The sequence below is a fragment of the Halomonas sp. MS1 genome (assembly GCF_024182575.1).
Classification (GTDB): domain Bacteria; phylum Pseudomonadota; class Gammaproteobacteria; order Pseudomonadales; family Halomonadaceae; genus Vreelandella.
On record NZ_CP098926.1, the window covers coordinates 532,073 to 559,039 of the forward strand.

The 26,967-nt window shown below is 51.9% G+C and carries 25 protein-coding genes and 5 tRNA genes; 17 read left to right on the forward strand and 13 right to left on the reverse strand.

Features of this window, described 5'->3' with window-relative positions; all coding sequences use genetic code 11:
• Positions 1–71: 71 nt before the first annotated feature.
• The gene (uraH, locus tag NF683_RS02590) at positions 72–425 is read right to left on the reverse strand and encodes a hydroxyisourate hydrolase (protein ID WP_095604053.1); all 354 of its coding nucleotides are present in this window, start codon (positions 423–425) and stop codon (positions 72–74) included.
• 164 nt (positions 426–589) lie between these two features.
• Between uraH and uraD the strand changes: the two genes are divergently transcribed.
• Complete coding sequence (gene uraD, locus NF683_RS02595) at positions 590–1,132, forward strand: 2-oxo-4-hydroxy-4-carboxy-5-ureidoimidazoline decarboxylase (protein ID WP_089039722.1); 543 nt, start codon at positions 590–592, stop codon at positions 1,130–1,132.
• Between the two features lie 183 nt (positions 1,133–1,315).
• Here the strand turns inward: uraD and NF683_RS02600 are convergent, their stop codons facing one another.
• The 3 genes from NF683_RS02600 to NF683_RS02610 form a co-directional block, all read right to left on the reverse strand.
• Positions 1,316–1,672, reverse strand: coding sequence for a phasin family protein (locus tag NF683_RS02600; RefSeq protein ID WP_253921190.1), 357 nt, complete (start codon positions 1,670–1,672; stop codon positions 1,316–1,318).
• Positions 1,673–1,853: 181 nt separating this feature from the next.
• On the reverse strand, positions 1,854–2,543 hold the full coding sequence (locus NF683_RS02605) for a glutathione binding-like protein (protein ID WP_253921191.1): 690 nt from the start codon (positions 2,541–2,543) through the stop codon (positions 1,854–1,856).
• Between the two features lie 93 nt (positions 2,544–2,636).
• The gene (locus NF683_RS02610) at positions 2,637–3,329 is read right to left on the reverse strand and encodes a glutathione S-transferase family protein (protein ID WP_089039724.1); all 693 of its coding nucleotides are present in this window, start codon (positions 3,327–3,329) and stop codon (positions 2,637–2,639) included.
• Between the two features lie 453 nt (positions 3,330–3,782).
• On the opposite strand from NF683_RS02610, the gene NF683_RS02615 reads away from it, so the two are divergent.
• The 5 genes from NF683_RS02615 to NF683_RS02635 all read left to right on the forward strand — a co-directional run bounded on the left by NF683_RS02615 (position 3,783) and on the right by NF683_RS02635 (position 10,098).
• A complete protein-coding gene (locus NF683_RS02615) occupies positions 3,783–5,474 on the forward strand; it encodes an L-lactate permease (RefSeq protein WP_089039725.1) in 1,692 nt (563 codons plus the stop codon).
• Positions 5,475–5,710: 236 nt separating this feature from the next.
• Positions 5,711–7,210 carry a glycolate oxidase subunit GlcD gene (gene glcD, locus NF683_RS02620; RefSeq protein ID WP_253921192.1) on the forward strand — a complete coding sequence of 500 codons (1,500 nt, stop codon included), beginning with the start codon at positions 5,711–5,713 and terminating at the stop codon, positions 7,208–7,210.
• Positions 7,211–7,261: 51 nt separating this feature from the next.
• Positions 7,262–8,362, forward strand: coding sequence for a glycolate oxidase subunit GlcE (glcE, locus tag NF683_RS02625; RefSeq protein WP_253921193.1), 1,101 nt, complete (start codon positions 7,262–7,264; stop codon positions 8,360–8,362).
• Between the two features lie 14 nt (positions 8,363–8,376).
• A complete protein-coding gene (glcF, locus tag NF683_RS02630) occupies positions 8,377–9,609 on the forward strand; it encodes a glycolate oxidase subunit GlcF (RefSeq protein ID WP_253921194.1) in 1,233 nt (410 codons plus the stop codon).
• 87 nt (positions 9,610–9,696) lie between these two features.
• Positions 9,697–10,098: a GlcG/HbpS family heme-binding protein gene (locus NF683_RS02635; protein ID WP_089039729.1), complete on the forward strand. Its 402-nt coding sequence runs from the start codon at positions 9,697–9,699 to the stop codon at positions 10,096–10,098.
• Between the two features lie 147 nt (positions 10,099–10,245).
• Here the strand turns inward: NF683_RS02635 and NF683_RS02640 are convergent.
• From NF683_RS02640 to NF683_RS02665, 6 genes are all read right to left on the reverse strand, one after another.
• Positions 10,246–10,322, reverse strand: a tRNA-Asp gene (locus tag NF683_RS02640).
• Between the two features lie 78 nt (positions 10,323–10,400).
• Positions 10,401–10,476, reverse strand: a tRNA-Val gene (locus NF683_RS02645).
• Between the two features lie 51 nt (positions 10,477–10,527).
• Positions 10,528–10,604, reverse strand: a tRNA-Asp gene (locus NF683_RS02650).
• A gap of 36 nt (positions 10,605–10,640) precedes the next feature.
• A tRNA-Asp gene (locus NF683_RS02655) sits at positions 10,641–10,717 on the reverse strand.
• A 50-nt stretch (positions 10,718–10,767) separates the two neighbouring features.
• Positions 10,768–10,843: transfer RNA gene (locus NF683_RS02660), tRNA-Val, on the reverse strand.
• A 93-nt stretch (positions 10,844–10,936) separates the two neighbouring features.
• Positions 10,937–11,686 (reverse strand): alpha/beta fold hydrolase, encoded by a 750-nt coding sequence (locus NF683_RS02665; protein WP_253921195.1) that lies wholly within the window; start codon positions 11,684–11,686, stop codon positions 10,937–10,939.
• A 177-nt stretch (positions 11,687–11,863) separates the two neighbouring features.
• On the opposite strand from NF683_RS02665, the gene ccoN reads away from it, so the two are divergent.
• The 11 genes from ccoN to fnr all read left to right on the forward strand — a co-directional run bounded on the left by ccoN (position 11,864) and on the right by fnr (position 23,004).
• Positions 11,864–13,288, forward strand: a complete 1,425-nt coding sequence (gene ccoN, locus NF683_RS02670) for a cytochrome-c oxidase, cbb3-type subunit I (protein WP_038477931.1) — start codon at positions 11,864–11,866, stop codon at positions 13,286–13,288.
• 19 nt (positions 13,289–13,307) lie between these two features.
• The gene (ccoO, locus tag NF683_RS02675) at positions 13,308–13,916 is read left to right on the forward strand and encodes a cytochrome-c oxidase, cbb3-type subunit II (protein ID WP_038477934.1); all 609 of its coding nucleotides are present in this window, start codon (positions 13,308–13,310) and stop codon (positions 13,914–13,916) included.
• A gap of 3 nt (positions 13,917–13,919) precedes the next feature.
• On the forward strand, positions 13,920–14,141 hold the full coding sequence (locus NF683_RS02680) for a cbb3-type cytochrome oxidase subunit 3 (RefSeq protein ID WP_089039731.1): 222 nt from the start codon (positions 13,920–13,922) through the stop codon (positions 14,139–14,141).
• Positions 14,138–15,067, forward strand: coding sequence for a cytochrome-c oxidase, cbb3-type subunit III (ccoP, locus tag NF683_RS02685; protein WP_089039732.1), 930 nt, complete (start codon positions 14,138–14,140; stop codon positions 15,065–15,067). The genes NF683_RS02680 and ccoP overlap by 4 nt, the downstream gene beginning before the upstream one ends.
• Positions 15,068–15,284: 217 nt before the next feature.
• A complete protein-coding gene (gene ccoG, locus NF683_RS02690; RefSeq protein ID WP_089039733.1) occupies positions 15,285–16,721 on the forward strand; it encodes a cytochrome c oxidase accessory protein CcoG in 1,437 nt (478 codons plus the stop codon).
• A 7-nt stretch (positions 16,722–16,728) separates the two neighbouring features.
• Entirely contained in the window at positions 16,729–17,253 is a 525-nt protein-coding gene (locus tag NF683_RS02695) for a FixH family protein (RefSeq protein WP_089039734.1), read from the forward strand.
• A complete protein-coding gene (locus NF683_RS02700; RefSeq protein WP_253921196.1) occupies positions 17,250–19,727 on the forward strand; it encodes a heavy metal translocating P-type ATPase in 2,478 nt (825 codons plus the stop codon). Before NF683_RS02695 ends, NF683_RS02700 begins: the two co-directional genes overlap by 4 nt.
• Entirely contained in the window at positions 19,724–19,945 is a 222-nt protein-coding gene (gene ccoS, locus NF683_RS02705; protein WP_095604068.1) for a cbb3-type cytochrome oxidase assembly protein CcoS, read from the forward strand. The genes NF683_RS02700 and ccoS overlap by 4 nt, the downstream gene beginning before the upstream one ends.
• A complete protein-coding gene (locus tag NF683_RS02710) occupies positions 19,942–20,637 on the forward strand; it encodes a sulfite exporter TauE/SafE family protein (protein ID WP_193061845.1) in 696 nt (231 codons plus the stop codon). Before ccoS ends, NF683_RS02710 begins: the two co-directional genes overlap by 4 nt.
• Before the next feature lie 128 nt (positions 20,638–20,765).
• Positions 20,766–22,193 (forward strand): oxygen-independent coproporphyrinogen III oxidase, encoded by a 1,428-nt coding sequence (hemN, locus tag NF683_RS02715; protein WP_253921197.1) that lies wholly within the window; start codon positions 20,766–20,768, stop codon positions 22,191–22,193.
• A 58-nt stretch (positions 22,194–22,251) separates the two neighbouring features.
• A complete protein-coding gene (fnr, locus tag NF683_RS02720; protein WP_089039739.1) occupies positions 22,252–23,004 on the forward strand; it encodes a fumarate/nitrate reduction transcriptional regulator Fnr in 753 nt (250 codons plus the stop codon).
• Here fnr and ttcA read toward each other — a convergent pair.
• From ttcA to NF683_RS02735, 3 genes are all read right to left on the reverse strand, one after another.
• Entirely contained in the window at positions 22,991–23,956 is a 966-nt protein-coding gene (gene ttcA / locus NF683_RS02725; RefSeq protein ID WP_253921873.1) for a tRNA 2-thiocytidine(32) synthetase TtcA, read from the reverse strand. The genes fnr and ttcA overlap by 14 nt on opposite strands.
• A 66-nt stretch (positions 23,957–24,022) precedes the next feature.
• Positions 24,023–24,673 carry a 3'-5' exonuclease family protein gene (locus NF683_RS02730; RefSeq protein WP_253921874.1) on the reverse strand — a complete coding sequence of 217 codons (651 nt, stop codon included), beginning with the start codon at positions 24,671–24,673 and terminating at the stop codon, positions 24,023–24,025.
• Positions 24,674–24,678: 5 nt separating this feature from the next.
• Entirely contained in the window at positions 24,679–26,496 is a 1,818-nt protein-coding gene (locus NF683_RS02735) for a putative nucleotidyltransferase substrate binding domain-containing protein (protein WP_253921198.1), read from the reverse strand.
• Between the last annotated feature and the right edge of the window lie 471 nt (positions 26,497–26,967).

Sequence of the window (26,967 nt, forward strand, 5' to 3'; positions counted from 1 at the left end):
AGCAGGTTTACCTGGTAACTCAGCGAGCGAACGTCAGGCTAGGCAAAAATCGGCGAAAAGATAGCCAAGCTCTAGCTACCGCGGTAGGTAGAGTAACTATAAGGGGATAGCAGTAACGGCACATGGTAGTGCTGGCTGGCATCTGCAACGCCAAAACGTAAAGGAATCACGTCCAAAAAGCGCGGCTCTTGAGAAGCGATGCCTTGGGCGCGCAAGTAGTCACCCGCGTGGAAAACCAGCTCGTACTCGCCTACTGTGAGGGCATCACCCTCTAAGATAGGCGCATCACAACGACCGTCGCTGTTGGTAATCACACTGCCCAAGTGTTCGCGCGTGGTGCCTGCTAGGCGGAACACGTCAATGGTAATCCCCTGGCCGGGCTGTCCTTTAGCGGTATCGAGTACGTGAGTCGTTAACCGTCCCATAGCAACTCCTTAATAATCACAGTTGTTGTTGACTGTTGTTGATAATAGTTGTTGGTAACTGCTGTTGATAGCAGTTGACCGACTTAACCTATCGGTCAAAGAGTACCGTTGATACCATTTATTGTATACAGTATTCCCATGATTAAACATACTGGAGAAATTTAGTGGCTACCTCAACATCACTTACCCTTTCGCCCGCTCCTAGCACATGCAGCTTAGAAACCTTTACCCAACATTACGGCGATGTATATGAGCACTCTCCCTGGGTGGCGGAAGCTGCCTGGAAAGAAGGGTTAAGTAATGCGCATGACGCGCCGGATGCGCTAGCTGACCTGATGGGACTTATGCTGCAGCGGGCCACACCTGAACAGCAAATTGCGGTTATTCAGGCCCACCCTGACTTAGCAGGCAAAGCGGCGATGTCGGGTGAGCTGACCCAAGACTCTACACGCGAGCAAGCAGGCGCTGGGCTAGATCAATGTACGCCTGAAGAGTTTGCCCGCTTCGAACAACTCAATGCTGCTTACAAAGAAAAATTTGGCTTCCCCTTCGTCATTGCGGTGAAGGGGCTTGATCGCCACGCCATTTTGGCGGCGTTTGAAGCACGCTTACACAATGGTTTAGCTGAAGAGCGTGAAACAGCAATTAAGGAGATTATTCGTATCGCCCGCTTCAGGCTGAACGTACGGGCTGAACAGCCGTTGTAACGGGCATATCACCACGCAAACGCCAGCGCTACAGCCACTCCTTTTTGCTTGCAGAAATAACGTCTTACAACGCTTTAAAATGTATATAGACAAAAAATGCCGCACCTGACGGTGCGGCATTTCATCGATCAATTACTCGCGTCTGATCGTTTATTACCAGTCGCTTATACCATGCAAAATAGGTTACTGCTTAGCGGTTTCCACTGCTTTCTTAGTGGTCTCTTCCGCCATTTTCTGGCTCTCTTGCATAAAGTTTTGGCTAATGGAGGTGACTTTTTCAGAGTCTCCTTTCATACGCTCCATTAGGTCAGAGGCTGTTTTTTGCTGGCTTTCCATGGCTTTTTTAAAGCTGTCGGCATCTTTAACGTCTAACCATGTGCGTACCTGAGCAACCGTCATGTCAGAGTATGCACGTGCTGCATCCATTTGCGCGCTGACAACTTGCTGATAATAATCAAGCGCTGCCAGGGTATAAGAACGCATTGGCGATACAAAGACAGACTCAAACTGCTGGGTGGATTTCTCTGCGGCCTTGTTCATCACATAATCTCCTTAAGTGAGCTAGCGATTCGACACGCATCGATAAGCGGTCGATGATCAGGCGGTTGCCTTTACTAACAACAAAGCTAGCAGTGCCTTTTGTGCAGCGCAACATTATTTTTTTAATAACATTGCTGCTAGCGACTGAAGGCAGCAACCTCATCAACCAAGTAGTGACTACTTAGCGATTGCCAAACAAGTATTTACGTGCCTGCTCATCTATTTCTCCCCCCGCCTGTGGATTGACGTCTTCGATCAAAGAATAAGCTTTTCGGACAGCGGGGCGCTTTGCTACTTCATCAAACCAACGCTCTAGGTCAGGAAACTCCTCTAACGTTTGGCACTGCTTTTCCCAAGGCACAATCCATGGATAAATCGCCATATCAGCGATGGAGTAACGATCACCCCCCACATAATGCTGCTGAGATAGTCGTTGATCTAGCACGCTGTACAAGCGATACGTCTCGCGCACGTAACGCCCGATAGCATATTCGATTTTCTGCGGTGCATAGTGGCAAAAATGGTGGTTTTGACCCGCCATCGGCCCCAACCCGCCCACTTGCCAATGAAGCCATTGCAGCACGACATAACGCTCTCGCCCCTCAGCGGGCAGATACTGTCCGCACTTATCAGCCAGGTATTCCAAAATAGCCCCTGACTCAAACAGTGCCAGGGGCTGACCACCGTCTTGAGGTGCATGATCCACAATGGCGGGAATACGATTATTCGGCGCAATGGTTAAGAATTCAGGGTCAAACTGCTCGCCACGCCCTATGTTGACAGGTTTTACCCGGTAAAGAAGTTTTGCTTCTTCCAGCATGATGGAGATTTTGTGGCCATTGGGAGTTGTCCAGTAATACAGATCAATCATTGCCATCTCCTCTCACACATACGACATAAGTCGTTTGTGTGGCTTTCCTCGTACATACGATGGATACAGGCGGCATTATTGCCGCCTGACACATTATAGATCACGAATAGTAATGGCCTTACCCGCGACCGCCTCGTGCACCTCCAGCATACGCTTAAACCACTCATCAACCGGATCATTAGCGTCAACTAATGGCTCAAGTGACACTGTATATGCCCACATCATGCTGCCAAATAGTAGGTAATCTGCTCCACTGGGTGCTTCACCATCTAGAAATGGGTTACTCCGAAGCTGATCACGTACAGGAGCCAACAGCTTTTTCAGCTGTGCTCGCCCCTGCTCTGGATTATTGACGTCCTCTAAACGCATACCAAAACGGGCTTCGCGGGTCTCTCTGAAGTAGGCGCGGTCGTCAGGATGTATGGCCGCTAATAAATCCAGCGCGACCGTGCGAAAAAGTGCCGGGGTCACGCTACGCTCAATATAGAGCTTAAAAAAGTGGACTCGTTGATAGCTCACCCCCTCTCCCAATACTGGATTGGCAGGGTAGGCCTTATCTAAGTAGCGCATGATCTCGAAGCTATCAGTGACAACCGTGTCACCATCGGTTAACACCGGCACTTTGTCGTAGTCGGCAAAGGCAAGTGCCTCTTTATCAAGAAAACGCCAAGGAACAGTCGTATATTCCAACCCTTTGTGTGCCAGTGCCATACGAACGCGCCAGCAATAGGGAGAAAAGCGTAAGCGCTCATCGCGTCCGCATAAGTCATAAAGAGTTATTGCCACTGTGACGGCCTCCTTGTAATTAGAAACGTGGTTAAAACCAAACACACGCTGACAACAATGGGCTTAAGCCACCAAGGACGCAAGTAACGGGTTTTACTTGCTCTGAACCCACCCCGAAGGTCTTCATATCAGCTAAGTAAGCGAGCGACTTTTGCTCCATTCATTTGCCCTGTACTGCCTTTTTAGATGGAAACTGTACTGTCTATTAGTCTAATGGGTTGCAGGCATCCCTACTGCATTGTGGAAATTTAAAAGCAAATAAAAACAATTCGTTAAATTTAAAAGAGTGGTTCAACGCCTATACATACAACCACTCTTAATTGGTCTTACCAATTATCCAATATAGCCATTTTTTCTACCTAACCGTATCTTTCGCACTGATCCAACCAGCATTGCCACGATCGCTGGCATCTGCCGAGCACACCAAATCAATAACAAGGGGCCATTCCTAAAATGAATGAAACTACACTTGCACTTCTGGCATTTCTGCCGCTGCTGCTTGCCGGTATTTTGCTCATTGGTTTTAAAATACCCGCAAAAATAGCGATGCCGATTGTTTTCCTGACCGCAGCCGTCATTGGTCTGACCGCTTGGGATATGTCGTTTAGCCGCGTTGCCGCGTCTACCATTCAAGGGCTGATTCAAACAGCAGGCCTTTTATGGATAATTTTTGGCGCCATCTTGCTGCTAAATACGCTTAAGCATTCTGGCGGCATCACTGCGATTCGTAACGGTTTTTCAGGCATTAGCCCTGACCGTCGCGTTCAGGCGCTAATTGTTGCTTGGTTATTCGGCTGCTTCATTGAAGGGGCTTCTGGCTTTGGTACGCCTGCAGCAGTAGCCGCACCGCTCATGGTAGCGCTTGGCTTCCCTGCCCTGGCAGCCGTTGTTGTCGGCATGATGATTCAGTCCACTCCGGTCTCTTTTGGCGCCGTCGGCACCCCAGTTGTAGTGGGTGTCGGTAGCGGGCTGGATCGCGCTGGCATCACTGCCCAGTTGGAAGCTAGCGGCTCTACGTGGGACGTTTTTTTCCAGCAAATTACTAGCTCTGTAGCCATTACTCACGGCATCGTAGGCATATTGATGCCTCTGATTTTGGTCTTGATCATGGTGCGCTTCTTCGGTGCGAATCGCTCCTGGAAAGAAGGTCTATCCATTGCGCCCTTTGCGATCTTTACTGGCATTTCGTTCGTCGTACCTTACATGCTGGTCGGCGTTTTCTTAGGTCCAGAATTCCCGTCAATGATTGGGGCAATGGTGGGCTTAGCGATTGTAGTGCCCGCTGCTCGTAAAGGCTTCTTACTGCCGAAAGACACCTGGGACTTTCCTGAATCAACATCTTGGCCAGACGAATGGATCGGCAACCTGCAGATCAAACTGGATGACGTTGTTGGTAAAGCGCCAATGTCGACCTTCAAGGGCTGGATTCCTTACGTCCTACTCGCGATATTCTTGGTTGCTTCACGCATCGTTGAACCGCTGAAAGCTGCGCTGACCTCCGTTAACCTAAGCTGGAGCAACATTTTAGGCGAAGCCGGTGTCAGCGGCGGTGTACAGCCGCTTTATTTGCCAGGCGGCATTATTATCGCGGTGGTCATCGTCACCTACTTCTTGCACCGCATGAACCCGCAGAAAATCAGCGCTGCCGTGTCTGAATCCACTAAAACCATCTTCGGTGCTGGCTTTGTCTTGATCTTCACCGTTCCCATGGTGCGCATCCTGATTAACTCTGGCGTGAATGGTGCTGACCTTGTGTCAATGCCCGTCATGATGGCCCAAGCGGTAGCTAACAGCGTAGGGGGAATTTATCCCTTCTTTGCACCTGCGGTTGGGGCTATGGGTGCCTTTATTGCCGGTTCCAATACCGTTTCTAATCTGATGCTAGCGGAATTCCAGTTTAGCGTTGCCGAAACACTTGGGCTGTCCACCGCGATGATGGTCGCGCTGCAGGCCGTTGGTGCCGCAGCGGGTAACATGATTGCGATTCACAATGTTGTCGCCGCATCAGCGACGGTTGGCCTACTGGGTCGCGAAGGTACAACGATTCGTAAAACAATTATTCCCACGATCTACTATCTGATCTTTACTGGGATCATTGCCCTTATTGCTTTTTATGTGATTGGCATTACCGATCCACTGATGTGATGGGAAAACGTTAATCAAGAGTGAGTCTCCCCTGCTGGGTAGCCTAAGGGCAACCCAGCAGCCTCTTCACAAGAGGTGACTCCCCGGCAACCTCAGCAGAAACGGTAAAGCACTAACACGTTATTAGCATTTTCACTGTATGCAAAAGTTTTCCAGCACCGAATTAGTTATTTATGGAAAGATTTTCCATAAAGTGATTAGATAATTTTCTGCTCTCCTCACCCACAGGAGCTAACATGAACTTTCTTTTCGATGAACGCCTCGACGGCGAATTCATTCACCGCGATAAAGCAGATGTTTTAGATGATCTGCAAAACGCAGTGCCGTCTTTAACGCTGCTGCACCGTGAAGAGGACTTGCATCCCTTTGAGTGCGACGGCCTTGCCGCTTATCGCATCCTGCCGATGCTGGTTGCGTTACCCGAGACGCTGGAACAAGTCGAAGGTCTTTTAAAACGCTGCCACGCCCTGGGTGTTCCGGTGGTTACTCGTGGTGCAGGCACGGGACTTTCAGGCGGTGCTTTACCGCTTGAACGAGGCGTCCTGCTAGTGATGTCACGTTTCAACACAATTATTAATGTTGACCCGGATGCTCGCATTGCACGTGTACAGCCAGGCGTGCGCAACTTAGCTATTTCTGAAGCTGCTGCTCCTTACGGGCTTTATTATGCACCCGACCCATCGTCACAGATCGCTTGCTCCATTGGTGGCAACGTGGCGGAAAATGCGGGTGGCGTGCACTGCCTCAAGTATGGTCTCACCGTTCATAACGTGATGCGTGTTGATGTCATGACGATTGAAGGCGAGCGTATGACGCTGGGATCCGAAGCGCTGGATGCACCAGGCTTTGACCTCCTCGCGTTGATGAATGGCTCTGAAGGCATGTTGGGTGTGGTCACTGAAATCACCGTAAAGCTGCTGCCCAAACCTGAAACCGCCAAGGTACTCATGGCCAGCTTTGACGACGTAGAAAAAGCGGGCCGTGCTGTTGGTGACATTATTGCTGCGGGGATCATTCCTGGCGGGTTAGAAATGATGGATAAGCTGGCCATCAAGGCTGCTGAAGATTTCATCAAGGCAGGTTACCCCGTTGAAGCAGAAGCCATTCTTCTGTGTGAGCTAGATGGCGTTGAAGCCGATGTGGACGACGATTGCCAAACCGTTCGTCGCGTCTTAGAAAAAGCGGGGGCGACCAACATTCAACAGGCTCGCGATGAGGCTGAGCGGGCCAAATTCTGGGCAGGGCGAAAAAATGCTTTCCCCGCGGTGGGGCGCATGTCGCCTGACTACTACTGCATGGATGGCACCATCCCTCGCCGCGAACTCCCTCGCGTTCTCAAAGGTATTGCCGCCCTGTCGGAAGAGAGTGGCTTGGCGATTGCCAACGTCTTCCATGCCGGTGACGGCAATATGCACCCGCTGATTCTATTTGATGCCAATAAAGAGGGAGAGCTGGCTCTTGCAGAGGACGTCGGCGGAAAAATTCTCGAGCTATGCGTCGCGGCGGGCGGCTCCATCACTGGCGAACATGGTGTCGGCCGCGAAAAAATTAATCAGATGTGCAGTCAGTTTCAATCCGATGAGCTAACGGTATTCCATGCCTTGAAAGCCGCTTTTGACCCACAGCGCTTACTCAACCCAGGAAAAAATATTCCTACCCTGGCGCGCTGTGCTGAGTTTGGCGCGATGCATGTGCACAACAACGAACTACCGCATCCGGAACTACCACGCTTCTGATGCGACTCCTAGTCGACTAACCACTAGGAAGCATAATGATTAGGAATCACCATGACTGAACTAGCGATACATGCTGCCGATCAAGATATCGCTGACGACCTGTGCGAACAGGTGCGCAGCGCCTATGCCAACCGCACGCCACTGCGCATAGTTGGTGGCGATACCCGCGCTTTTTACGGCCGAGCGGTAGAAGGCAACGCCTTAAACATGTCGCCCCATAGCGGCATTATCTCTTATGACCCGGTAGAGCTTGTAATTACTGTTCGTGCCGGTACGCGGTTAAGCGCACTCAACGCAGCTCTAGCCGAAGAAAATCAAATGCTGGCCTTTGAACCACCCGCATTCAGCGATGCCAGCACCATTGGCGGTGCTGTTGCCACCGGCATGTCCGGCCCACGCCGCCCATGGGCTGGCGCAGCAAGAGACTTTGTCTTGGGCACACGCGTGATCACCCAAGAAGGCAAGTTGTTGCGTTTTGGCGGTGAAGTCATGAAAAACGTCGCCGGATACGACCTCTCACGCTTAATGGCAGGTGCTCAAGGAACGCTAGGCGTACTGGCTGATATCTCGTTTAAAGTCCTGCCTATTCCTACTGCCACTCACAGCCTACGCCTAAGCATGAGTCTTGAAGATGCCTTGGCTAAGCTCGCCGAACTAGGGCGACAGCCGCTGCCCATTACCGCAGCCGGATGGCACGCAGGCGAGCTATTTATTCGTTTAGAAGGCGGCGCAAGTTCCGTTAATGCGACCAAGGAACGCCTGGGTGGCGAATCACTTTCCAGCGATTTCTGGCAGCAACTGCGCGACCATCAGCATCCTTTTTTCAGTCTGAATGAAGGGCAAGCACTGTGGCGCTTATCATTACCCCCCAATACGCCGCCGCTAGCCTTGGATATCCCTCAAAGCGATATCTTCTATGACTGGGGTGGCAGCCAGCGGTGGATAAAAACCAGCGCGGCAGCTGATACGTTGCGCACGGCTTGCCAGCAGGCAGGTGGTCATGCCACTTGCTTTACCCCCTACGTCCAAGGCGGAGCAGAGTCACCCTTCACTCCGCTCAACCCCGTGGTCGAAAAGTATCATCGCAACCTGAAGGCCGAGTTGGATGCCTACGGCATTTTCAACCCAGGCCGTCTTTATGCGGCGTTTTAATCAGGAGAGTAGACATGCAGACGCACTTTACCGATGCTGATCGCCAAAAACCGCATATTCAGGAGGCCGAGCGCATTCTGCGCACCTGCGTACACTGCGGCTTTTGTAATGCCACCTGCCCCACCTATCAACTGCTAGGCGACGAACGGGACGGACCACGCGGGCGCATCTATTTAATGAAAGAGCTGCTGGAAAGCCGCGATGATAATGATCAGGTCACCGAAGAGACACGCCTGCATTTAGACCGCTGCTTGACCTGTCGCAATTGTGAGACCACCTGCCCTTCAGGTGTGGAATATCACAAACTTTTGGATATCGGTCGTGCAGAAATTGACCGCCGGGTTCCTCGTTCCATGGCCGAACGCGCCCAACGCTATGCGCTGCGTAAGATGCTGGTAGATCCTAAGCGCTTCAAAGCACTTCTGTCCTTAGGGCAAACCTTCAAACCCCTGGTGCCTGGCAAGCTACGCAGTAAGATGCCACCGGCACCAGTCGACGCAGGCCAACGCCCGGATAGCCAACGTCATTCTCGCAAGGTGCTAATATTAGAAGGATGCGTTCAACCAGGTCTATCGCCGAACACCAATGCAGCGACTTCTCGACTGCTCGACCGGCTTGGGATTAGCGTGACGCCCATCAGCGAAGCAGGTTGTTGTGGGGCCATTGATTTTCACCTGAATGCCCAGGACGATGGTCGCGCTCGTATGCGTGCCAATATCGATGCTTGGTGGCCACAGATCGAACAAGGGGCTGAAGCCATTGTTCAAACGGCCAGCGGCTGCGGCGCTTTTGTCAAAGAGTATGGCGACATGCTCAAAGATGACCCAGCCTATGCCCAGAAAGCGCAAAAAGTCAGCGCACTGGCGAAAGATATTGTCGAAATACTGCGCGAAGAGCCCGTAGAGAAACTCGAGCTTAAAGAACACCAACGTCTGGCATTTCACTGCCCTTGCACACTGCAGCACGCCCAGAAGCTCAATGGTGCGGTTGAAGGCGTGCTCAGCAAGCTGGGGTTTTCGCTAACGCCGGTACAAGATGCGCATCTATGCTGTGGCTCAGCTGGCACCTACTCGGTTACCCAGCCAGCGCTTGCCACACAGCTGCGCGATAACAAGCTCAATGCGCTGGAAGCTAGCAACCCAGAGGTTATCGTCACTGCCAATATTGGCTGCCAAACCCACCTTGCTAGTGCCAATCGCACCCCGGTACGCCACTGGGTGGAAGTGGTGGATGCTGCCCTGGTATAAACACTGATTCACTTTGCCGCGCTAACAAGCTTTTTCAAGCAAACAATAGCGCGGCACTTTACTCCCCTTGATCAAAAGGAAAGTTTGATGCAAAGCAAAGCTGTTCTCGACCAAGCCGATGTCATTCAGGTACTAGATGCTGCTCAAAAAGAAGCCGATAACAACGGCTGGCCAGTCACCATTGCCGTAACGGATGATGGCGGGCATCTACTCGCTCTGCGCCGCTTAGACGGTGCTGCGCCCTTCAGTGCCGATGTGGCAACACATAAAGCGCGCAGTGCAGCACTAGGCCGTAAAGAGACCCAAGTGTTTGAAGAGATGATTAACGGTGGGCGCACGGCATTTGTTTCTGCGCCGCTGCAAGGCCTGCTGTCAGGTGGCGTTCCTATCATCGTCGATGGCAACGTCGTGGGTGCTGTCGGCATCTCAGGCGTAAAGCCTGACCAGGACGTACAGATCGCCAAAGCGGGGGTAAGCGCTATCGCCTAATATTATCGTGCAGCTTTATGGCTGCACGTTATGGCGCTAGAGAATGAGTCTAGAGAGATAAATTATACGCAACAAAAAGCCCAGATCATTGATCTGGGCTTTTTTAGAATTCGTTCGACTAAAGCTTTTAGTCTATGAGTGCTTAAATGGCGGACCGGACGAGACTCGAACTCGCGACCTCCGGCGTGACAGGCCGGCATTCTAACCGACTGAACTACCGGTCCACTTTAAGGCACTTATTTCTAACCATAAAACTAGCTATTTAAAAGCGGTTCAGAGGCGCTTAAAAACATTCAGTTAAATGGTGGGTGGTACTGGGTTCGAACCAGTGACCCCCAGCTTGTAAGGCTGGTGCTCTCCCAACTGAGCTAACCACCCAGGGCATTTAAAGCAATAATGCTTTAAATGGTACAACTTGATAAGTTATCGTGGCGGACCGGACGAGACTCGAACTCGCGACCTCCGGCGTGACAGGCCGGCATTCTAACCAACTGAACTACCGGTCCGAATAGCGATAACTTTTATGCGGTAATAACTGATGATGGCGGACCGGACGAGACTCGAACTCGCGACCTCCGGCGTGACAGGCCGGCATTCTAACCAACTGAACTACCGGTCCACTTAATGCATCAATTGCTACTGCTTCACGTTTCCAAACGACCAAATAAATGGTGGGTGGTACTGGGTTCGAACCAGTGACCCCCAGCTTGTAAGGCTGGTGCTCTCCCAACTGAGCTAACCACCCGCTGGTCACGTGGCGCTGCATTCTACAGGAACTTGGTGGGATGTCAACACGGCGCGTTCAAATTTTCGATTCAAACCAGCGTATTGCCACTCCTCACACATACCGTGCTTGGTGAGCGCGGACGAAGGATGCCGCAAGTATGGCCGCTTCGTCAATCAAAACTTGCTGATTTAATCCAGAAACACGTCTAGGTTTAAAATCATGATCGCCATCAGCAAGCCAAGCAACGTTAATATTATTAGGCAGGTTATAGCCTGAAACCTCATCTACATTGCCAAAGGGATCTCGTTCCCCCTGGAGAATCTGCACGGGGCAACGAATAGCGGGAAAATGTTCCAAACGGGTTTTGTCTGGTTTTCTGGGTGGATGAAATGGATAGCCTGCGACAATAACGCCAGGGCCATGCACGTCATTGGCGAGCATTTCACTGGCAAATAAAGTGGCAACACGCCCACCCATCGATTTACCGCCCACCCACAAGGGCTGATCGCTCAAAGGCGTCAGTAGCGCGTACCATGAGGCAAAGCTAGCCACCGTTTGCTTGATGGGGGGTGGCGGACGGCGCTTCCCCTGCTCGTTAATCTGCTGCATGTAGGGAAAATCAATTGCCAGTACCTGCATGCCTTGCGCTGCTAACGTCGCGGCAAATTGCCGCATAAACACAGAGCAATGACCCGCCCCAGCGCCATGAGCAAGTAGTATTCGGCCCACCTTGGGCGACCCCAAAACTGAAAGCGGGCCGTGCCCAATCACTATTAACCGCTGTACGCTGGGATTAGCTAACGCATCGTTTAAAGCGGCTGGGTGTATATCGACGAAACCAGAACCAGCGTAATAAGACACGATTAACTCCTAATAATTCAGTGTTACTTCTATTGGCGTGTTCAGCTTAAGGCGCGGCTGCGATAGAATCTCTATCGGATCTTGACCTGCATCATCAAGCGGGTGGCCGCACCCGGGCAAAATGCTAATGCAAAATGCTACGGGTTACCCCCTAACCGCGTTCGATGGGAACATGAAATGAGCACAGCACTGGAACACCCGACCTACAACTACAAGGTAGTTCGGCAGTTCGCGATCATGACCGTTGTGTGGGGCATTGTAGGTATGACGCTTGGCGTTATCCTTGCCTCCCAGCTAGTTTGGCCGCAACTGAACCTTGGCTTACCTTGGACAAGCTTCGGGCGCCTTCGTCCGTTACACACTAACGCTGTTATCTTCGCCTTCGGTGGCTCAGCGCTATTTGCGACGTCTTACTATGTCGTACAGCGTACCTGTCAGACTCGCCTGTTCTCTGACAAGCTCGCAGCGTTCACCTTCTGGGGATGGCAAGCGGTTATTCTCTCGGCTGTCGTGTCATTGCCGCTAGGCTATACCACGACAAAAGAGTATGCAGAGCTCGAATGGCCGATCAATATTTTGATTGCGGTCGTTTGGATTAGCTACGCTATCGTTTTCTTAATGACGATTAAAAAGCGCACCACTTCCCATATTTACGTGGCGAACTGGTTCTTTGCAGCGTTTATTTTGACCGTCGCGGTGCTGCACATCGTTAATAATGCGGCCATTCCGGTCACCCCCATGTACTCCACTTCGATTTATGCGGGTGCGGTAGATGCGATGGTGCAGTGGTGGTATGGCCACAATGCGGTCGGCTTCTTCCTTACGGCAGGCTTCCTGGGCATGATGTACTACTTCGTGCCAAAGCAAGCCGAACGCCCGGTCTATTCCTACCGCCTCTCCATCGTCCATTTCTGGGCGTTGATTATGATTTATATGTGGGCAGGCCCTCACCACCTGCACTACACAGCGCTGCCTAACTGGGCACAGTCGCTGGGTATGATTATGTCTATCATCCTGCTGGCGCCTTCTTGGGGCGGTATGATCAACGGCATGATGACCCTGTCTGGCGCTTGGCATAAACTGCGCACCGATCCAACACTTCGCTTCCTGGTGGTGGCGCTGTCGTTCTACGGCATGTCGACGTTTGAAGGGCCAATGATGGCCATCAAGACCGTCAACGCGCTGTCGCATTACACCGACTGGACCATTGGTCACGTGCATGCTGGTGCACTAGGTTGGGTAGCGATGATTACCATTGGCTCTATGTACCACCTGATCCCGCGGGTCTTCGGGCGTACCGAGATGTACTCCGTCAATCTGATTGCGGTGCATTTCTGGTTAGCCACCATTGGTACTGTGTTGTATATCGCCGCTATGTGGGTCAACGGCATCATGCAAGGCCTAATGTGGCGCGCGATTAATGCTGACGGCACGCTGATGTACACCTTTGTAGAGTCTGTCGAAGCCAGTGGCCCCGGCTACTTTGTGCGTATGATTGGCGGCCTCTTCTGGGTAACCGGCATGCTAATTATGGCATTCAACGTTTACATGACCGTAAAACGTCGCGAAACGATTAGCCATTCAGCGCCACAAGCCGCTTAAAACGGGGAAGTTGAGACCAATGAAACACGAGATTGTTGAAAAGAACGTTGGCCTGCTCGCCGTGTTGATCCTGGTTGCGATCAGCTTTGGCGGCCTGGCCGAGGTCGTACCGCTGTTCTTTCAAAAGCAAACAACCGAGCCAGTTGAGGGCCTTAAGCCGCTCACCGCACTGGAGCTGGAAGGACGCGACATATACCGCCGCGAGGGCTGCGTAGGCTGCCACTCCCAGATGGTTCGCCCCTTCAGGGCAGAAACCGAACGCTATGGCCACTATAACGTGGCAGGCGAACAGGTTTACGAACACAACTTCCTTTGGGGTTCCAAGCGCACCGGACCGGATCTTGCTCGCGTAGGTGGACGCTATAGTGATGATTGGCACCGCGCCCACCTCTATAACCCACGAGATGTGGTACCCGAGTCAGTCATGCCTGAATATCCTTGGCTGTTTGAAAACACCTTGGATGGCGAATCGACACCGGCAAAAATGCGCACGCTGCGTCAGTTAGGCGTGCCATATACCGATGAAGATATCGCCACTGCGACAGAAGACGTTCGCGGCACCCAGGAAATTACTGCACTGGTGGCCTACTTGCAGCAGTTAGGCACCGTGCTTGAGGGCACTCGTTAAGTTATGGATACGGGAACTTTCCGCGGCCTTATCACGCTGATATTGATTGTCGCTTTTATTGGCATCTGTTTATGGGCTTATTCCAAGCGACGCAAGCCAGACTTCGACGAAGCAGCTAACCTGCCTTTCGCCGATGACGATGATAAGCAACCAACCCGTGACAAGCATGCTTCGTCTGAGCACGAAGCGGATTCCCGCCACGACAGGGGAGATAAAAATACATGAATAATTTATGGGGTGACTCCCTATCCAGCTTCTGGAGCGCCTGGATCATTGTCGTCACACTGGGCACTATCGCTCTGAGCGTTTGGATCTTATTTTCCAACCGCCGTACCGATAAAGCACCTGATGCTGATGGCAATATCGAAACCACTGGCCACGCGGCTGATGGGATCGAAGAGTACGACAACGCACTACCCCAGTGGTGGTTCAAGCTGTTTATCCTCACCGTTATTTTTGCCCTGGGCTACTTAGTACTTTACCCAGGCCTAGGTAACTATGCAGGCATTTTGGGCTGGTCCCAAGAAGGCCAGTGGGAAGAAGAAGTTGCTGATGCCGAAGAGCGCTTCACACCGATTTTTGCTCAGTATCAGGAAATACCTATTCCTGAATTGGCAAAAGACGCTGAAGCAATGCGGGTAGCAGAGCGTGTTTTCCTGAACAACTGTGCGGTATGTCACGGCTCTAACGCCCAAGGTGGTTACGGCTTCCCGAACCTCACCGATGACGACTGGCTGTATGGCGGTGAGCCGGAAAACATCATGACGACACTGAATAATGGCCGTAATGGATTAATGCCTGCCTGGCAGCAGCTTGGCGAGAACAACATTGAGAACCTCACTCAGTACGTTCTCTCAATGTCTGGCGAAGAGCATGATGCAGACCGTGCAGCCAGTGGCGAAAGCACTTTCCTCGCAGCATGCGCGGCATGTCATACACCCAGTGGAACGGGAAATACCGCGCTTGGCGCACCTAACCTGACTGATGATGTATGGCTCTATTTGGCACCGGGACAAAGCGTTGCTGATTCTGTCCGCCAAACACTGCGCAATGGTCGTAACGGCCACATGCCAGCACAAGCAGCTTATATTGGTGAAGAGCGTGTTCATCTAGTAGCCGCTTATGTCTACAGCCTACGCTTCAACGACTAATCGCTTAGTTAGTAGCAACCGCTTGTAGGTAGTAGCACGAGGGTGCGGTTTCATACCGCACCCTTTCTTCATCCACCGCCCATCCAGACACCCTTGCTATCCGTTACACTACTATTTAGCGACACGGCATACAGTTGTGTTATCTAGCGTCGCAGGTTTAACGCCACGATATCCATGCTGCCGCCCATTCCCGCCTTAGTGAGCTGCGATCATCGCCATGGAAAAAATACCTAGCCAAGATATTACGCCGCCGCCCGTTGGGCACCATACCCCTGGGGAAAGTACAACTCAGAGCATGTATGCCAAGCGCCGACATATTTATGTGCGCGAAATTAAAGGGCTCTTCCAGAAAGTAAGGCGCAGCGCCAACTGGGCGCTTATGCTCGGCTTCTTCCTGCTTCCATGGCTGAACTGGGGCGACCGCCCTGCCATCTGGTTTGACCTTCCAGGCCGAGAGTTTCATATTTTTGCTGCCACATTTTATCCCCAAGAGTTCGTATTACTTTCGTGGCTGCTTATTATCTGCGCCTTTGGGCTATTTTTTATTACTGTTTTTGCTGGACGCGTTTGGTGCGGCTATACCTGCCCACAAAGCGTCTGGACATTCTTATTTATTTGGCTTGAGCACCGCATAGAGGGATCTAGAAACCACCGTATTAAGCTCGACAAGCAGCCAATGAATGCTGACAAAGCATGGCGGAAAGGAGCTAAACATTCCGCTTGGTTACTGATTTCTTTGGCTACTGGCATTACTTTTGTGGGTTACTTCACCCCCATCCGCACGCTAGTGACGGAACTGCCTACGCTAGAAGCCCATGGCTGGTCCTATTTTTGGGTTGGCTTCTTTTTAGTATTTACCTATTTAAATGCAGGCTGGCTGCGCGAGCAGGTGTGCATTTACATGTGTCCCTACGCGCGCTTCCAATCAGTCATGTTTGATCGCGACACACTGATCGTGTCGTACGACGAAGCACGCGGCGAGCCAAGAGGTCGGCGGAAGAAGTCACTTAGCCATACTCAGGCGAGAGAAGCTGGCTTTGGCGACTGTATAGACTGCGAGCTATGCGTTCAGGTTTGCCCAACAGGTATTGATATTCGTGATGGGCTCCAGTACGAATGCATTACCTGCGCAGCCTGTATTGATGCCTGTGACAGCGTCATGGACAAAATGGGCTACCCCAAAGGGCTTATTCGCTATACAACGGAAAATGCGCTAGAAGGCAAGAAAAGCCACATCTTACGGCCTCGACTGCTGGGCTACTTTGCCGCGCTGATTATTATGGTCGTTGCGTTTGCCTGGGCGGTTAACGACCGCATACCACTTAGTTTCGACGCCGAGCGTGAGCGCACGCAGCTGTATCAAATGACCCGAGAAGGGCAAATCAGCAATGTTTACAGTCTCACGGTACGCAACCTTGATAACGCGCCACACACTTACCAAATCAGTGTGTTAGGCCTACCCAGCTTAACGTTAGATAGCGCGTCGATTAGCGTGCCGGCAGGCGAGTCTCGCATTCAGGTCATCACCGTACTGGCGAACCCTCAAGACCTAAGCCAGCCCAGTCACCCCATTACTTTTGTGCTGCAAGCACAACAAGATGAGCAAATCCGTCAGGAGCGTGAAGCCCGCTTCTTAGGTAACGCCAGGAGATAAATGCGTTATGTCAGACCCTACGATTACGCCGTGGTACAAACAGTTCTGGCCATGGTTTTTGTTAGGCTTGCTGTTCTCCTCCATTATTGTCAGCACGACCTTTGCGGTTATGTCGATCAAAAGCTATGACGGTATGGTGGTACAAGAAGATTACTACGAGCACGGCAAAGCCATTAACATGGTATTCGCCAAGCAAGAGCAAGCGCGCACTTTAAATTTAAGTGCCGAGTTACGCATTGATCCGCTGACCAGCGATATTGTTGTTGATCTTGCTGGCGATGCTCGCCCAGACAAGCTCTATCTAGATCTTATTTTTCCCACCGAAGACGATCGTGACCAGTCGTTTGTACTAGAGCATGTGCGCGAAGGTCGCTACATCACTCAAGGACCTGACAATCTGCGCTATCGCTGGTATCTACAGCTGCAGCCAGAGCAAGGCGATGAATCAGCATGGCGCCTTATTGGAGAAGCACGCTTTCCTAACGAAAACACCATTGCACTACTACCTGGCGGGCGCTCGGAGAACGAATGACCACGACCGCCCTTAGCTGCTACCACTGCGGCAACCCGGTGCCCGAAGGGGCACCGTGGCGAATTAGCATTGACGACACATCCAAACCACTATGCTGCCCAGGTTGCGAAGCCGTCGCCCACGCCATCGTTGATGGCGGTTTGGAGAGCTATTATCGCTATCGCACAGAAATGCCAGAGCGCCCTGACGAGCGCCAAGCTGCCAAAGCAGAAACCTGGTCGGTATTTGATGACCCAGGGCTACAAGCGCAGTTTGTTCACCCAGAGGGTGACGAAGGACAAGTACGCGCCACACTCGCAATAGACGGTATCACCTGTGCAGCCTGCGCCTGGCTCATTGAACATCGTTTGAATGCACTTGATGGCGTTACTTCTAGCGCGGTTAACCTTACCCATCATCGCCTACGGGTGAGCTGGGACCCCACCGCCATCAACCTTTCACAGCTGTTCGCTGAACTAGCGGCCATTGGCTACGATGCGCAGCCCTATGAACCTGACCAAGCCCAAACACGCTTGCAACATGAAGAACGCATGAATGTGCGCCGTCTGATTGTCGCAGCCGTCGGGATGATGCAGGTCATGATGTTCTCCATTCCCATTTATGTATCGGGGCCTGGTGAGCTTAGCGAAGACTTTTATGCTCTGTTTCACTGGCTATCGTTTGCCCTAGCCACGCCCGTGGTATTTTTCTCAGCGCAACCTTTTTTCCGTAACGCATTGCGTGATCTGAAAACCGGCGTTCTTGGCATGGATGTGCCGGTCTCGCTAGCCATTGGCGGCGCCTATTTGGCGAGCAGCTATGCAGTGCTGTTTAACGTTGGCGATGTTTATTTCGACTCGGTCGCCATGTTTACCTTTTTCTTGCTATTTGGCCGTTATGTAGAAGGTAGGGCCAGGCGGCGCAGCGGCCACAGCGGCAATGCGCTGAGCGGCGTTTTGCCAGTGTCCGCTATTCGCCTTGAAGCTGATGGCAGTGAACGCATTCTACCTGCCAGTGAACTTAAAGAAGGCGACCGCGTGCTCATCAAGCCCGGTCATGGCGTTCCCGCTGATGGCATTATCGAAGACGGCGAATCCAGCCTTGATGAGTCGATGCTGACCGGTGAGTATTTGCCAGTGACTCGACGGGTAGGCGAAAGCGTGGTGGGTGGCAGCCAAAACATGGAAAACCCGCTCACCATAAAGGTAACCCATGCTGGCAATAGCGCCAGAGTGGCCGGTATTGTCGACTTAACCGATCGCGCCTTTGCAAGTCGCCCACGACTTGCCCAGATGGCGGCGCGTATGGCGCACCTGTTTGTATTACGGCTGCTGATCGTTACCGCCTGTGTCACAGTAGCATGGTGGTTTATTGATCCATCTCGCATGCTATGGGTACTACTCTCGGTATTAGTAGTCACTTGCCCTTGTGCACTGGCACTGGCCACCCCCACTGCGCTGACAGCAGGACATGGCCAGTTGCGCCAGCGAGGCGTACTCATTACACGTGCTGACGCGATCGAATCACTCTCCAACGTCACTCGGGTGATTTTTGATAAGACCGGTACGCTGACTCGCGGCGAAATGCAGCTGACCCAAACGCATCCTATTGACCAACAGCATCCCGCCCACAGCGATACGCCACTTAGTGCAGAGCATGCTCAAGCCATCGCAGCGGCGCTAGAAGCACACTCTGAACACCCCATTGCTAGGGCTTTCCGCCCATTTAGAGATGCCACTCTGCAGGCATGCAACCTCAAAAGTGTGACCGGAAGCGGGCTGGAAGGCACTTTGAACGGCGCAACATGGCGATTAGGTAAACCCGCTTTTGCGACGACAACCGCACTGCCCCAGCCAGGCGCCGGTCAGTGGCTGTTACTCAGTGAAAACAACGCACCACGTGCTTGGTTCAAGCTGCACGATGGCATTCGCGAAGATGCGGCCCAAACCGTTGCCGCACTTCAAGCCCGCGGGTTGGATGTAGAGCTACTTTCTGGTGACACGCAAGAAGCGGTAGGAAGCTTGGCAGAACAGCTCAATATTACCACGTGGCACGCTGGCAAATCGCCTGAGGGCAAGCTGGAGCGATTGCGTGAGTTACAAGCCAGCGGTGAGCGTGTCGTAATGATTGGTGATGGTATCAATGATGTGCCGGTATTAGCTGGCGCTGACGTTGCCATTGCTATGAATGGCGCCACAGACCTTGCCCGTACCCGCGCCGACGCGATATTGCTCAGTCCACGCCTAATGCGTATTTTTGAGGCGATTGATATTTCCTGCGCCACACGCCGCATTATGCGCCAAAATATGATGTGGTCAGTTTGCTACAATTTTTCAGCACTGCCTTTAGCAGCAATGGGGTTAATTCCCCCCTGGCTCGCTGCGATTGGCATGTCGCTAAGCTCCCTGATTGTGGTAGGTAACGCGCTACGTCTCACTCGCTGGCGTACCCCGCCCGCCCCTCAGATTGCCCTATCAACACCGGTGACGGCATGACGATTTTATACTTACTGATACCCCTTTCACTCACTCTTCTGGGCCTCGCGGTGTGGGCGTTTTTCTGGGCCGTGAAACACGACCAGTTTGACGATTTGGAAGGCCCAGCCCACCGCATTCTATTCGATGATGATGAGAATGACCTGACTCCCGAGCAGCGTGCAGCGCGTAAAAAAAGCGGCTCTTCTTCTCAAGATAACCAAGAGCCACCTGCATGAATCCGACGGGACTTGATTTACCACCCCTGCTAGCCGCGTTTGTATTTGGCTTAATGGGCGGCGCCCACTGTATCGGCATGTGTGGCGGCATTATGAGCGCGCTGACCTTTGCCGTACCGCCTAGCATGCGACACCCTGCCCGCATGGGTGGGCTGCTGATTAGCTATAACGCCGGACGCATTCTCAGCTATATGGTGGCGGGTGCCATTGTTGCTGCACTTGGCACACTTATCTCACTTTCTCCGTCTGCACGTGTTGCACTGCAGGCTTTCGCCGCATTGATGCTCATCTTAATGGCGCTCTATATCGCCAACTGGTGGAAAGGACTGCTGAAAGTAGAAGCGGTGGGAAGGCACCTTTGGCGTTATATAGAGCCAGTGGGAAGACGCCTGATGCCTGTCGTGCATCTTCCTCAAGCCTTCGCCCTAGGGACACTGTGGGGCTGGCTGCCCTGTGGTCTGGTTTACTCCATGCTAGCCTGGAGCTTAGCGATTGCAGACCCACTCGATGGCGCGCTTCTAATGGGTGCTTTTGGCCTGGGTACACTCCCTGCCCTGCTGGCAACAGGACTTGCAGCACAGCAGTTAAGCCATTTAATTCGCCACCCTGCCACTCGCAGCGTCGCCGCACTGTCGATTATCAGTTTCGCCCTTTGGCAACTATGGACGCTTATCTCCCTAACAGCGCATTAGCCAGACCCTCCGATAGCTTGATATAGCTCAACGCATTCCAAGTGACACCGACGTAGCATGCCGAGAGAACACTGAGCGACGGCGCTCAGTCACTCCTTTTGTTTACTTCTCACTTCGGAGCGCTCGCCATGCCTGTTCATGCCACTGCTGCCTTCTCACCTACCAACAAGGAAATGTCTGGGGCTAATGCCTGGGATGAAGCGCTACTGCGTCGCTATGACAAAAGTGGCCCACGTTACACATCCTACCCAACAGCTCTCGCGTTTCATGATCAGTTCAGCGCCGATGACTTTACTCAGGCGCTAGCGCGCAGTAACGAGAGCCACCGTCCGCTATCACTGTATGTGCATGTGCCCTTTTGTCGAAAAATTTGCTTCTACTGTGCTTGCAATAAAATCGCAACGAAGAATACCGCCCTTGCAGAACCTTACCTTTCTCGGCTAGATCGGGAAATGGTGCTCACTGCCCGCCATTTAGACACTTCACGCCCGGTGCAACAGTTACACTGGGGCGGTGGTACGCCCACATTTCTAACCTTGGCACAGATGGGGGACCTGATTGACCGCCTAGATGCCCGTTTTGGTTTATCTAGCTCAGCCGATCGCGATTACGCTATTGAAATAGATCCTCGTGAAGCAGACGTATTTACGTTACGCCATCTACAGTCGCTCGGCTTTAATCGGCTAAGCCTTGGCGTACAGGATTTAAACCTGCAGGTACAAAAAGCTATCAACCGCGTACAACCCCGGGTGCTCACCGAAACGTTGATGGAAGAAGCACACCGTCTTGGTTTTCGCTCACTCAATCTTGATTTGATTTATGGGCTGCCATTTCAAACCGAAAAAAGCTTTGCCGAGACGCTAAGCCAAGTCATCGAGCTCAACCCGGCACGGCTGTCCGTCTTTAATTATGCGCACATGCCCACCCGCTTTGCGCCACAGCGACGCATTAACGAAACGGATCTTCCCAGCGCCGATGAAAAGCTGGCTATTTTGCACACCACCATAGAAATGCTGACTAACGCAGGCTATGTGCATATTGGCATGGATCACTTTGCACGACCTGACGATAGCCTAGCGATTGCACAGCGCAACGGTACCTTACAACGCAATTTTCAGGGCTACTCTAGCCATGCACAGTGCGATTTAGTTGGCTTAGGCGTATCCGCTATATCACGGGTTGACGACGTTTACGCACAAAACCCGACCCAGCTTGGCCAATATGAAGCAGCCTTAGATCAAGGTAAGCTGGCAACCGTCAAAGGATTAAGGTTAAATAAGGACGACCTAATACGAAGAGACGTGATTGAACGGCTAATGTGCGACATGCACATTGATCTAGCGGCAGTTGGAAAGCGTTGGCACATCGATGCTAGTGATTATTTTTCCACCGCAATTGAGCAATTGAAGACAGCTGAGCAAGACGGCTTAATCACTCGCCATCAGCAAGTTATTAGCGCCACCCCCACTGGACGGCTGCTGATTCGCCATTTGGCAATGGCCTTTGATGCTCGCCTAGCTGACCAGCCTACTAAACGCTACTCTAAGATTGTATAAGCTTCTTGAGACGTCTTGCCTCTGGGCCTATGATGGCTAACGAGAAAGGGAGAATGATATGCCACAACCCGCCAGCCAACGACGCTCACTGCTGCAAGAGGCGCGCTGTCAGACCTGTAGCCTAAGCTCGCTGTGCCTGCCGCTTGCCTTAGAGCTTGAGGATATGGGCCAGTTTGATGCCATCATTCGCCGCCGCGCACCGCTCAAAAAAGGCGAGCCCCTGTTTCGCCAGGGCGATCACTTCACCAGTGTGTATGCCGTCCGCTCAGGCAGCCTGAAACAGGTGACCAGCGAAGGGAACGGCAATGATCAGCTGACAAATTTCTACCTTCCCAGCGAACTAGTGGGATTGGACGGAATTGATGAAGAGCACTACCCCGGTAGCGTCATTGCACTGGAAACCACAACGGTATGTGAAATTCCATTTGATCGCTTGGACCTGCTTTCCGAAGAACTGCCCGAACTACGTGGCCAGCTTTATCGGAGCATGAGCAAAGAATTGCGGGATGACCGGCGCATGATGCGCTTGCTATCGCGTAAGACGGCCGATCAACGACTAGCCAGCTTTTTAGTCACCCTTTCAGACCGTTTTCGTCGACGTGGATACTCGCCTTATAGCTTCAGACTCTCCATGTCCCGCGCCGACATCGGCAATTACTTAGGCTTGGCGGTAGAGACGGTCAGCCGTATTCTTAGCCGCTTTCAACAGCAAGAGGTGGTGGCTGTTTCAGGGCGCGAGGTTAATATTTTAGATATGCGGCGCCTCATCACGCTAGCTGAAGAGGAAGAACAGTCGGCTAGTCCACGCTAAGCGCCTGAATACGCCCTTCCATCAACGCCGCTTGTTTGGCTTCAAGGCCAGCAAAGTCAAATAAACCGCGGTCTGCTAGCTGGGAAGGCGCTACATTGGTCACCGCTTTAAACATGCTTTCTAGACGTCCTGGATGTTTTTTATCCCACTCAGCCAACATATCTTTGACAACTTGACGCTGGAGATTGGGCTGAGAGCCACATAAGTTGCAGGGAATAATAGGGAATTCCATTAGCCGAGAAAACTCTGCAATATCAGCCTCTTTGCAGTAGGCAAGGGGGCGAATGACAATATTCTTGCCATCGTCAGATAACAGCTTGGGAGGCATTGCTTTCAAAGTGCCACCAAAGAACATGTTAAGAAATAACGTTTCTAAAATATCTTCACGATGATGCCCTAGGGCAATCTTCGTTGCCCCAATTTCCTCGGCAAACCCATAGAGCGAGCCACGTCTTAGTCGTGAGCAGAGCGCGCAGGTCGTTTTTCCTTCTGGGGTTTTCTCTTTCACCACCGAGTAGGTGTCACGCTCTAGAATGTGGTATTCAACCCCCACTTTATCTAGGTACTGGGGCAACACATGCTCCGGAAAGCCTGGCTGTTTTTGATCCATATTGACGGCGACCAGAGAGAAGTTAACCGGCGCGTTGCGCTGCAGGTTAAGCAGTATCTCCAGCATCGTATAGCTATCTTTGCCGCCAGACAGGCACACCATCACCTTGTCACCTTCACCAATCATTTGATAATCAATGATGGCGTTGCCAACCTCTCGCCGTAAGCGCTTTTGTAGCTTATTAAATTCACGCTTTTGTTTAGCGGCGTGATGCTCGGATGGTGTCTGTGCGCTATTAACAGCAGGGCTGTTAACAGAAACAGAATCAGGCGCTGCGGGGTCAAAATAGTCAGGTTGTAGCATGGTGTAGGCACTGCCGATGGTAGAAGAAGCAGCGGGCATTCTAACAAGACTCACCACGTCCACCCAAGATAAACCCGTGGATTCATCCCATGAGGGTAGTAACGACTACCCCTGCTGGGCAATCTCGCGCTGCAAACGCAGATATAAAAGCGCGCTTGCGGTTGCATCCCCCAGCACTCCCATCCATTGAAGAGCGGGGATTTGCCAACGAGCGAGCGCTTCGGTTAGGCGGCCACTCGCCTCACACTGTGGATGTAAGCGACGCAGCTGACGATAGTGTAGCTTTCCAACGTCGACCTGGGCATTGGGCAAACCAAATCCCAACCCGGCTTTAAACAAAAGATTTAGGTGTTCCACCGAGCGCCCTAACTGCCAACCAATTAGCGGCCGATTACCAATGAATTCAGCTAGCGCCCCAAGATGCTCAGCGTTAGGCGCCAGCACCATGTCCGTCGCATACAGCTGATGATGTCGCCGCAGCGCGGGGGCGTTGCTGTTCTGCTCTTCTGCCAGGGTAGCCACCCAGGCTCGGCTGGTCTGCACTCTCCCTGGGCTTAAGACAACAGCAGCGACGCTGACCACCGGCGCTTGGCCAGGGCTAGCCTGGCAGGCAAGCGCCACCATTTCTTCCCCCATGTAGGGCTGAAACAGCCATGCGTAGGGAGAGTCTGCCCAGCGTCGGCGGTCGCTTTCGCGCTGCATTAATGTACGCAGCGAGCCACTGAGTAGTGACATATGCCGGTCTAACAAGCGCATTCCGCTCACGAATACTCCAAATGATAACGATGGGAGAGCCGCTGTTTAAAATCTTTTACGATATGCAGCGCCTCACGCAACAGATCACGCTCAAGGGACGAGAGCTCTTGCACCACCACACGGTTGCTACGCTGCTGAGTCGACGCTTCCGCTGTCTGTAGCTGCTGTTTTAAACGTAGTTCGGTAAACAGTGCCAGCGCCTCGCCCAGGTCATCCGCAAAACGGCGATCAAGACGACCATCTTCTGCTAAAGCGTCCAGGCGATCTAAGGTGGAAGTAGCATTAATGCGTCGCTCGAGGGCCATTGTGCGCACCCCATGAACAATGGGGAAAATACCGCCTTTTTTAATATCGATCCCATGCTGGGGCTTTTTTAAGGAGCCAAATAGCGTTAGCGGTGTTGAGAAACGCAGTGCAGCGCGAGCAAAGTAGGACAGCAATAGCTCATCCCGTGAGCAGCGTTCAAACAGCTCTGCTCGCACGCTGTCTAGCAATTGCGGATTACCAGCCACACCATGGGCATCCAGCAAAATCGCCAGCTTCATTAGGCTATCGCCATCTCTTGCACTCACCCACTTAGCAATGTTGTTTTTCCATTGCGACACAGTGCCAACCCATTCAGGATTAGACACCATGATATTACCTGGGCAGGGTGGGTAGCCGAGCTGAATCAGCGTTTGGGTAAGCGCATTCATGTCTTCGGCAAGCGAAGGCCATTGGCTGTCATCGGCTAAAATCAAACCATTATCTTGATCTGTTTTAAGAATTTGTTCGCCGCGCCCTTCGCTACCCATCACCATTAGGCAACTTTGGGAGTGATACTGCTCAGGAATAACAAATGACCACGCTTTATTGATAATTCGGCCATTCAACGCGGCCAGTAGGTCCATGGCAAAACGTAGTTTGACCCCTTGCGCCATAAGCGCATTCACCAATTCTGGCGTGCGTTGGCTGGCAGCCGCCAATGCTTCTAAGCTATTTGCCTGCTCCACCTGCAGACTAACGACATAGCTACGGCTCGAAAAATAGCTAAGGACATCCGTTAGTTCTACCACCCCTTTCAGGGTGCCCTGCTCCATCACCACCACCCGCGTTACTTTATGCCGCGTCATCAGCACGAGCGCTTCAAATAAGTACTGATGGGGGGTAACGGTCACCAACGAGAAATGGGCCACATCCTCAACGGGCGCTGTATGTTCATAGTTATTCAGCACGACACCATTGAGCAAATCGGTTTTAGTGACAATGCCAAACTCGCCCTGGGTTTTGACTAGCAAGCTATCTGCATGACTATCGTTGAGCTGACGCACCGCGCTGGCAATATCTGTCGATGCATCCATGATAAGAGGTTCACGCATACATTCGCTGACTTTAGCCAACATAAAGCCGGCCATGGTCACGCCGCCTTCGGCACGCTTTTCAGTCATTAACCGCGCTTTGTGAGATAGCGACTGTTTGAAGAAATTTTCGAAGTCAGGATGATGACGGCATAGTTTTATAAATAGCGCCTTCGGCATCACATAGCACAAGCATTCTTGCTCAGCCTGGAAGCGATAACGGCTTTTACCGTTCAGAATACTAATGGCACCAAACAGATCACCAGCCGTGTAGTGCCCAATCCGTGCACTGGACGCTGGCAGGGTAGGGTCCAGTTCAGCAACTTCGCCCTTGTGAATCAAAAATACTGATTCACCCGCTTGCCCCATCTCGATAATAATTTCATCACGATCAAAATAGGCGATGTCCATACCACGACGAACGTGGTCACGCCCTTCATCATCAATTAATGTGAAGGGCAATTGGGAAAGATCAACGTCAATCATGAGTGACCCCAGTTAATCGCGATGAAGAACACAATGGCTTAAGGTTTGATTGCTTTTCAACCAGCGCCTTTATTATACCTTTTGCTATACCGCTAACGTCGCAAAGACGTTTGTTTAGCGACCAAAGTAGCGACACGAACTAGCAAACTTGGCCACTTAATATACCACCTATTAAAAGTAGCAAACATTGCTTTTAAGCGACCCATAGACCATCGTCCTATCACTCAGACAGAAAAGCTAAAAAAACTTTAAAAACATGTATTTATTTTCAAAAACAAACATCAAAATACGTACTGAAAGCTTATTGATACCAAAGTCTGGGATTTATTTTTTGCAATTATTGCCCACTATTAACAACGGGCTATACAGGATGTTCACGTGGCACTTGTTAAACACTTATCAAGGCACTGAAGAAAACCTTGCCAAACCATTAACCAGCAGAGCAACTTAACCAACAAGGTGATATGCGTC

Bases quoted from the DNA above. Each gene is read 5' to 3' on its own strand.
- NF683_RS02680 (WP_089039731.1), top strand. From the start codon at position 13,920: ATGGATACGGGAACTTTCCGCGGCCTTATCACGCTGATATTGATTGTC.
- uraH (WP_095604053.1), bottom strand. From the start codon at position 425: ATGGGACGGTTAACGACTCACGTACTCGATACCGCTAAAGGACAGCCC.
- fnr (WP_089039739.1), top strand. From the start codon at position 22,252: ATGCCACAACCCGCCAGCCAACGACGCTCACTGCTGCAAGAGGCGCGC.
- NF683_RS02635 (WP_089039729.1), top strand. From the start codon at position 9,697: ATGCAAAGCAAAGCTGTTCTCGACCAAGCCGATGTCATTCAGGTACTA.
- ccoO (WP_038477934.1), top strand. From the start codon at position 13,308: ATGAAACACGAGATTGTTGAAAAGAACGTTGGCCTGCTCGCCGTGTTG.
- glcE (WP_253921193.1), top strand. From the start codon at position 7,262: ATGACTGAACTAGCGATACATGCTGCCGATCAAGATATCGCTGACGAC.
- ccoP (WP_089039732.1), top strand. From the start codon at position 14,138: ATGAATAATTTATGGGGTGACTCCCTATCCAGCTTCTGGAGCGCCTGG.
- ccoG (WP_089039733.1), top strand. From the start codon at position 15,285: ATGGAAAAAATACCTAGCCAAGATATTACGCCGCCGCCCGTTGGGCAC.
- NF683_RS02710 (WP_193061845.1), top strand. From the start codon at position 19,942: ATGAATCCGACGGGACTTGATTTACCACCCCTGCTAGCCGCGTTTGTA.
- hemN (WP_253921197.1), top strand. From the start codon at position 20,766: ATGCCTGTTCATGCCACTGCTGCCTTCTCACCTACCAACAAGGAAATG.
- NF683_RS02735 (WP_253921198.1), bottom strand. From the start codon at position 26,496: ATGATTGACGTTGATCTTTCCCAATTGCCCTTCACATTAATTGATGAT.
- NF683_RS02700 (WP_253921196.1), top strand. From the start codon at position 17,250: ATGACCACGACCGCCCTTAGCTGCTACCACTGCGGCAACCCGGTGCCC.
- NF683_RS02600 (WP_253921190.1), bottom strand. From the start codon at position 1,672: ATGAACAAGGCCGCAGAGAAATCCACCCAGCAGTTTGAGTCTGTCTTT.
- NF683_RS02730 (WP_253921874.1), bottom strand. From the start codon at position 24,673: ATGCGCTTGTTAGACCGGCATATGTCACTACTCAGTGGCTCGCTGCGT.
- NF683_RS02605 (WP_253921191.1), bottom strand. From the start codon at position 2,543: ATGATTGATCTGTATTACTGGACAACTCCCAATGGCCACAAAATCTCC.
- ttcA (WP_253921873.1), bottom strand. From the start codon at position 23,956: ATGCCCGCTGCTTCTTCTACCATCGGCAGTGCCTACACCATGCTACAA.
- glcD (WP_253921192.1), top strand. From the start codon at position 5,711: ATGAACTTTCTTTTCGATGAACGCCTCGACGGCGAATTCATTCACCGC.
- NF683_RS02615 (WP_089039725.1), top strand. From the start codon at position 3,783: ATGAATGAAACTACACTTGCACTTCTGGCATTTCTGCCGCTGCTGCTT.
- NF683_RS02695 (WP_089039734.1), top strand. From the start codon at position 16,729: ATGTCAGACCCTACGATTACGCCGTGGTACAAACAGTTCTGGCCATGG.
- glcF (WP_253921194.1), top strand. From the start codon at position 8,377: ATGCAGACGCACTTTACCGATGCTGATCGCCAAAAACCGCATATTCAG.
- ccoN (WP_038477931.1), top strand. From the start codon at position 11,864: ATGAGCACAGCACTGGAACACCCGACCTACAACTACAAGGTAGTTCGG.
- ccoS (WP_095604068.1), top strand. From the start codon at position 19,724: ATGACGATTTTATACTTACTGATACCCCTTTCACTCACTCTTCTGGGC.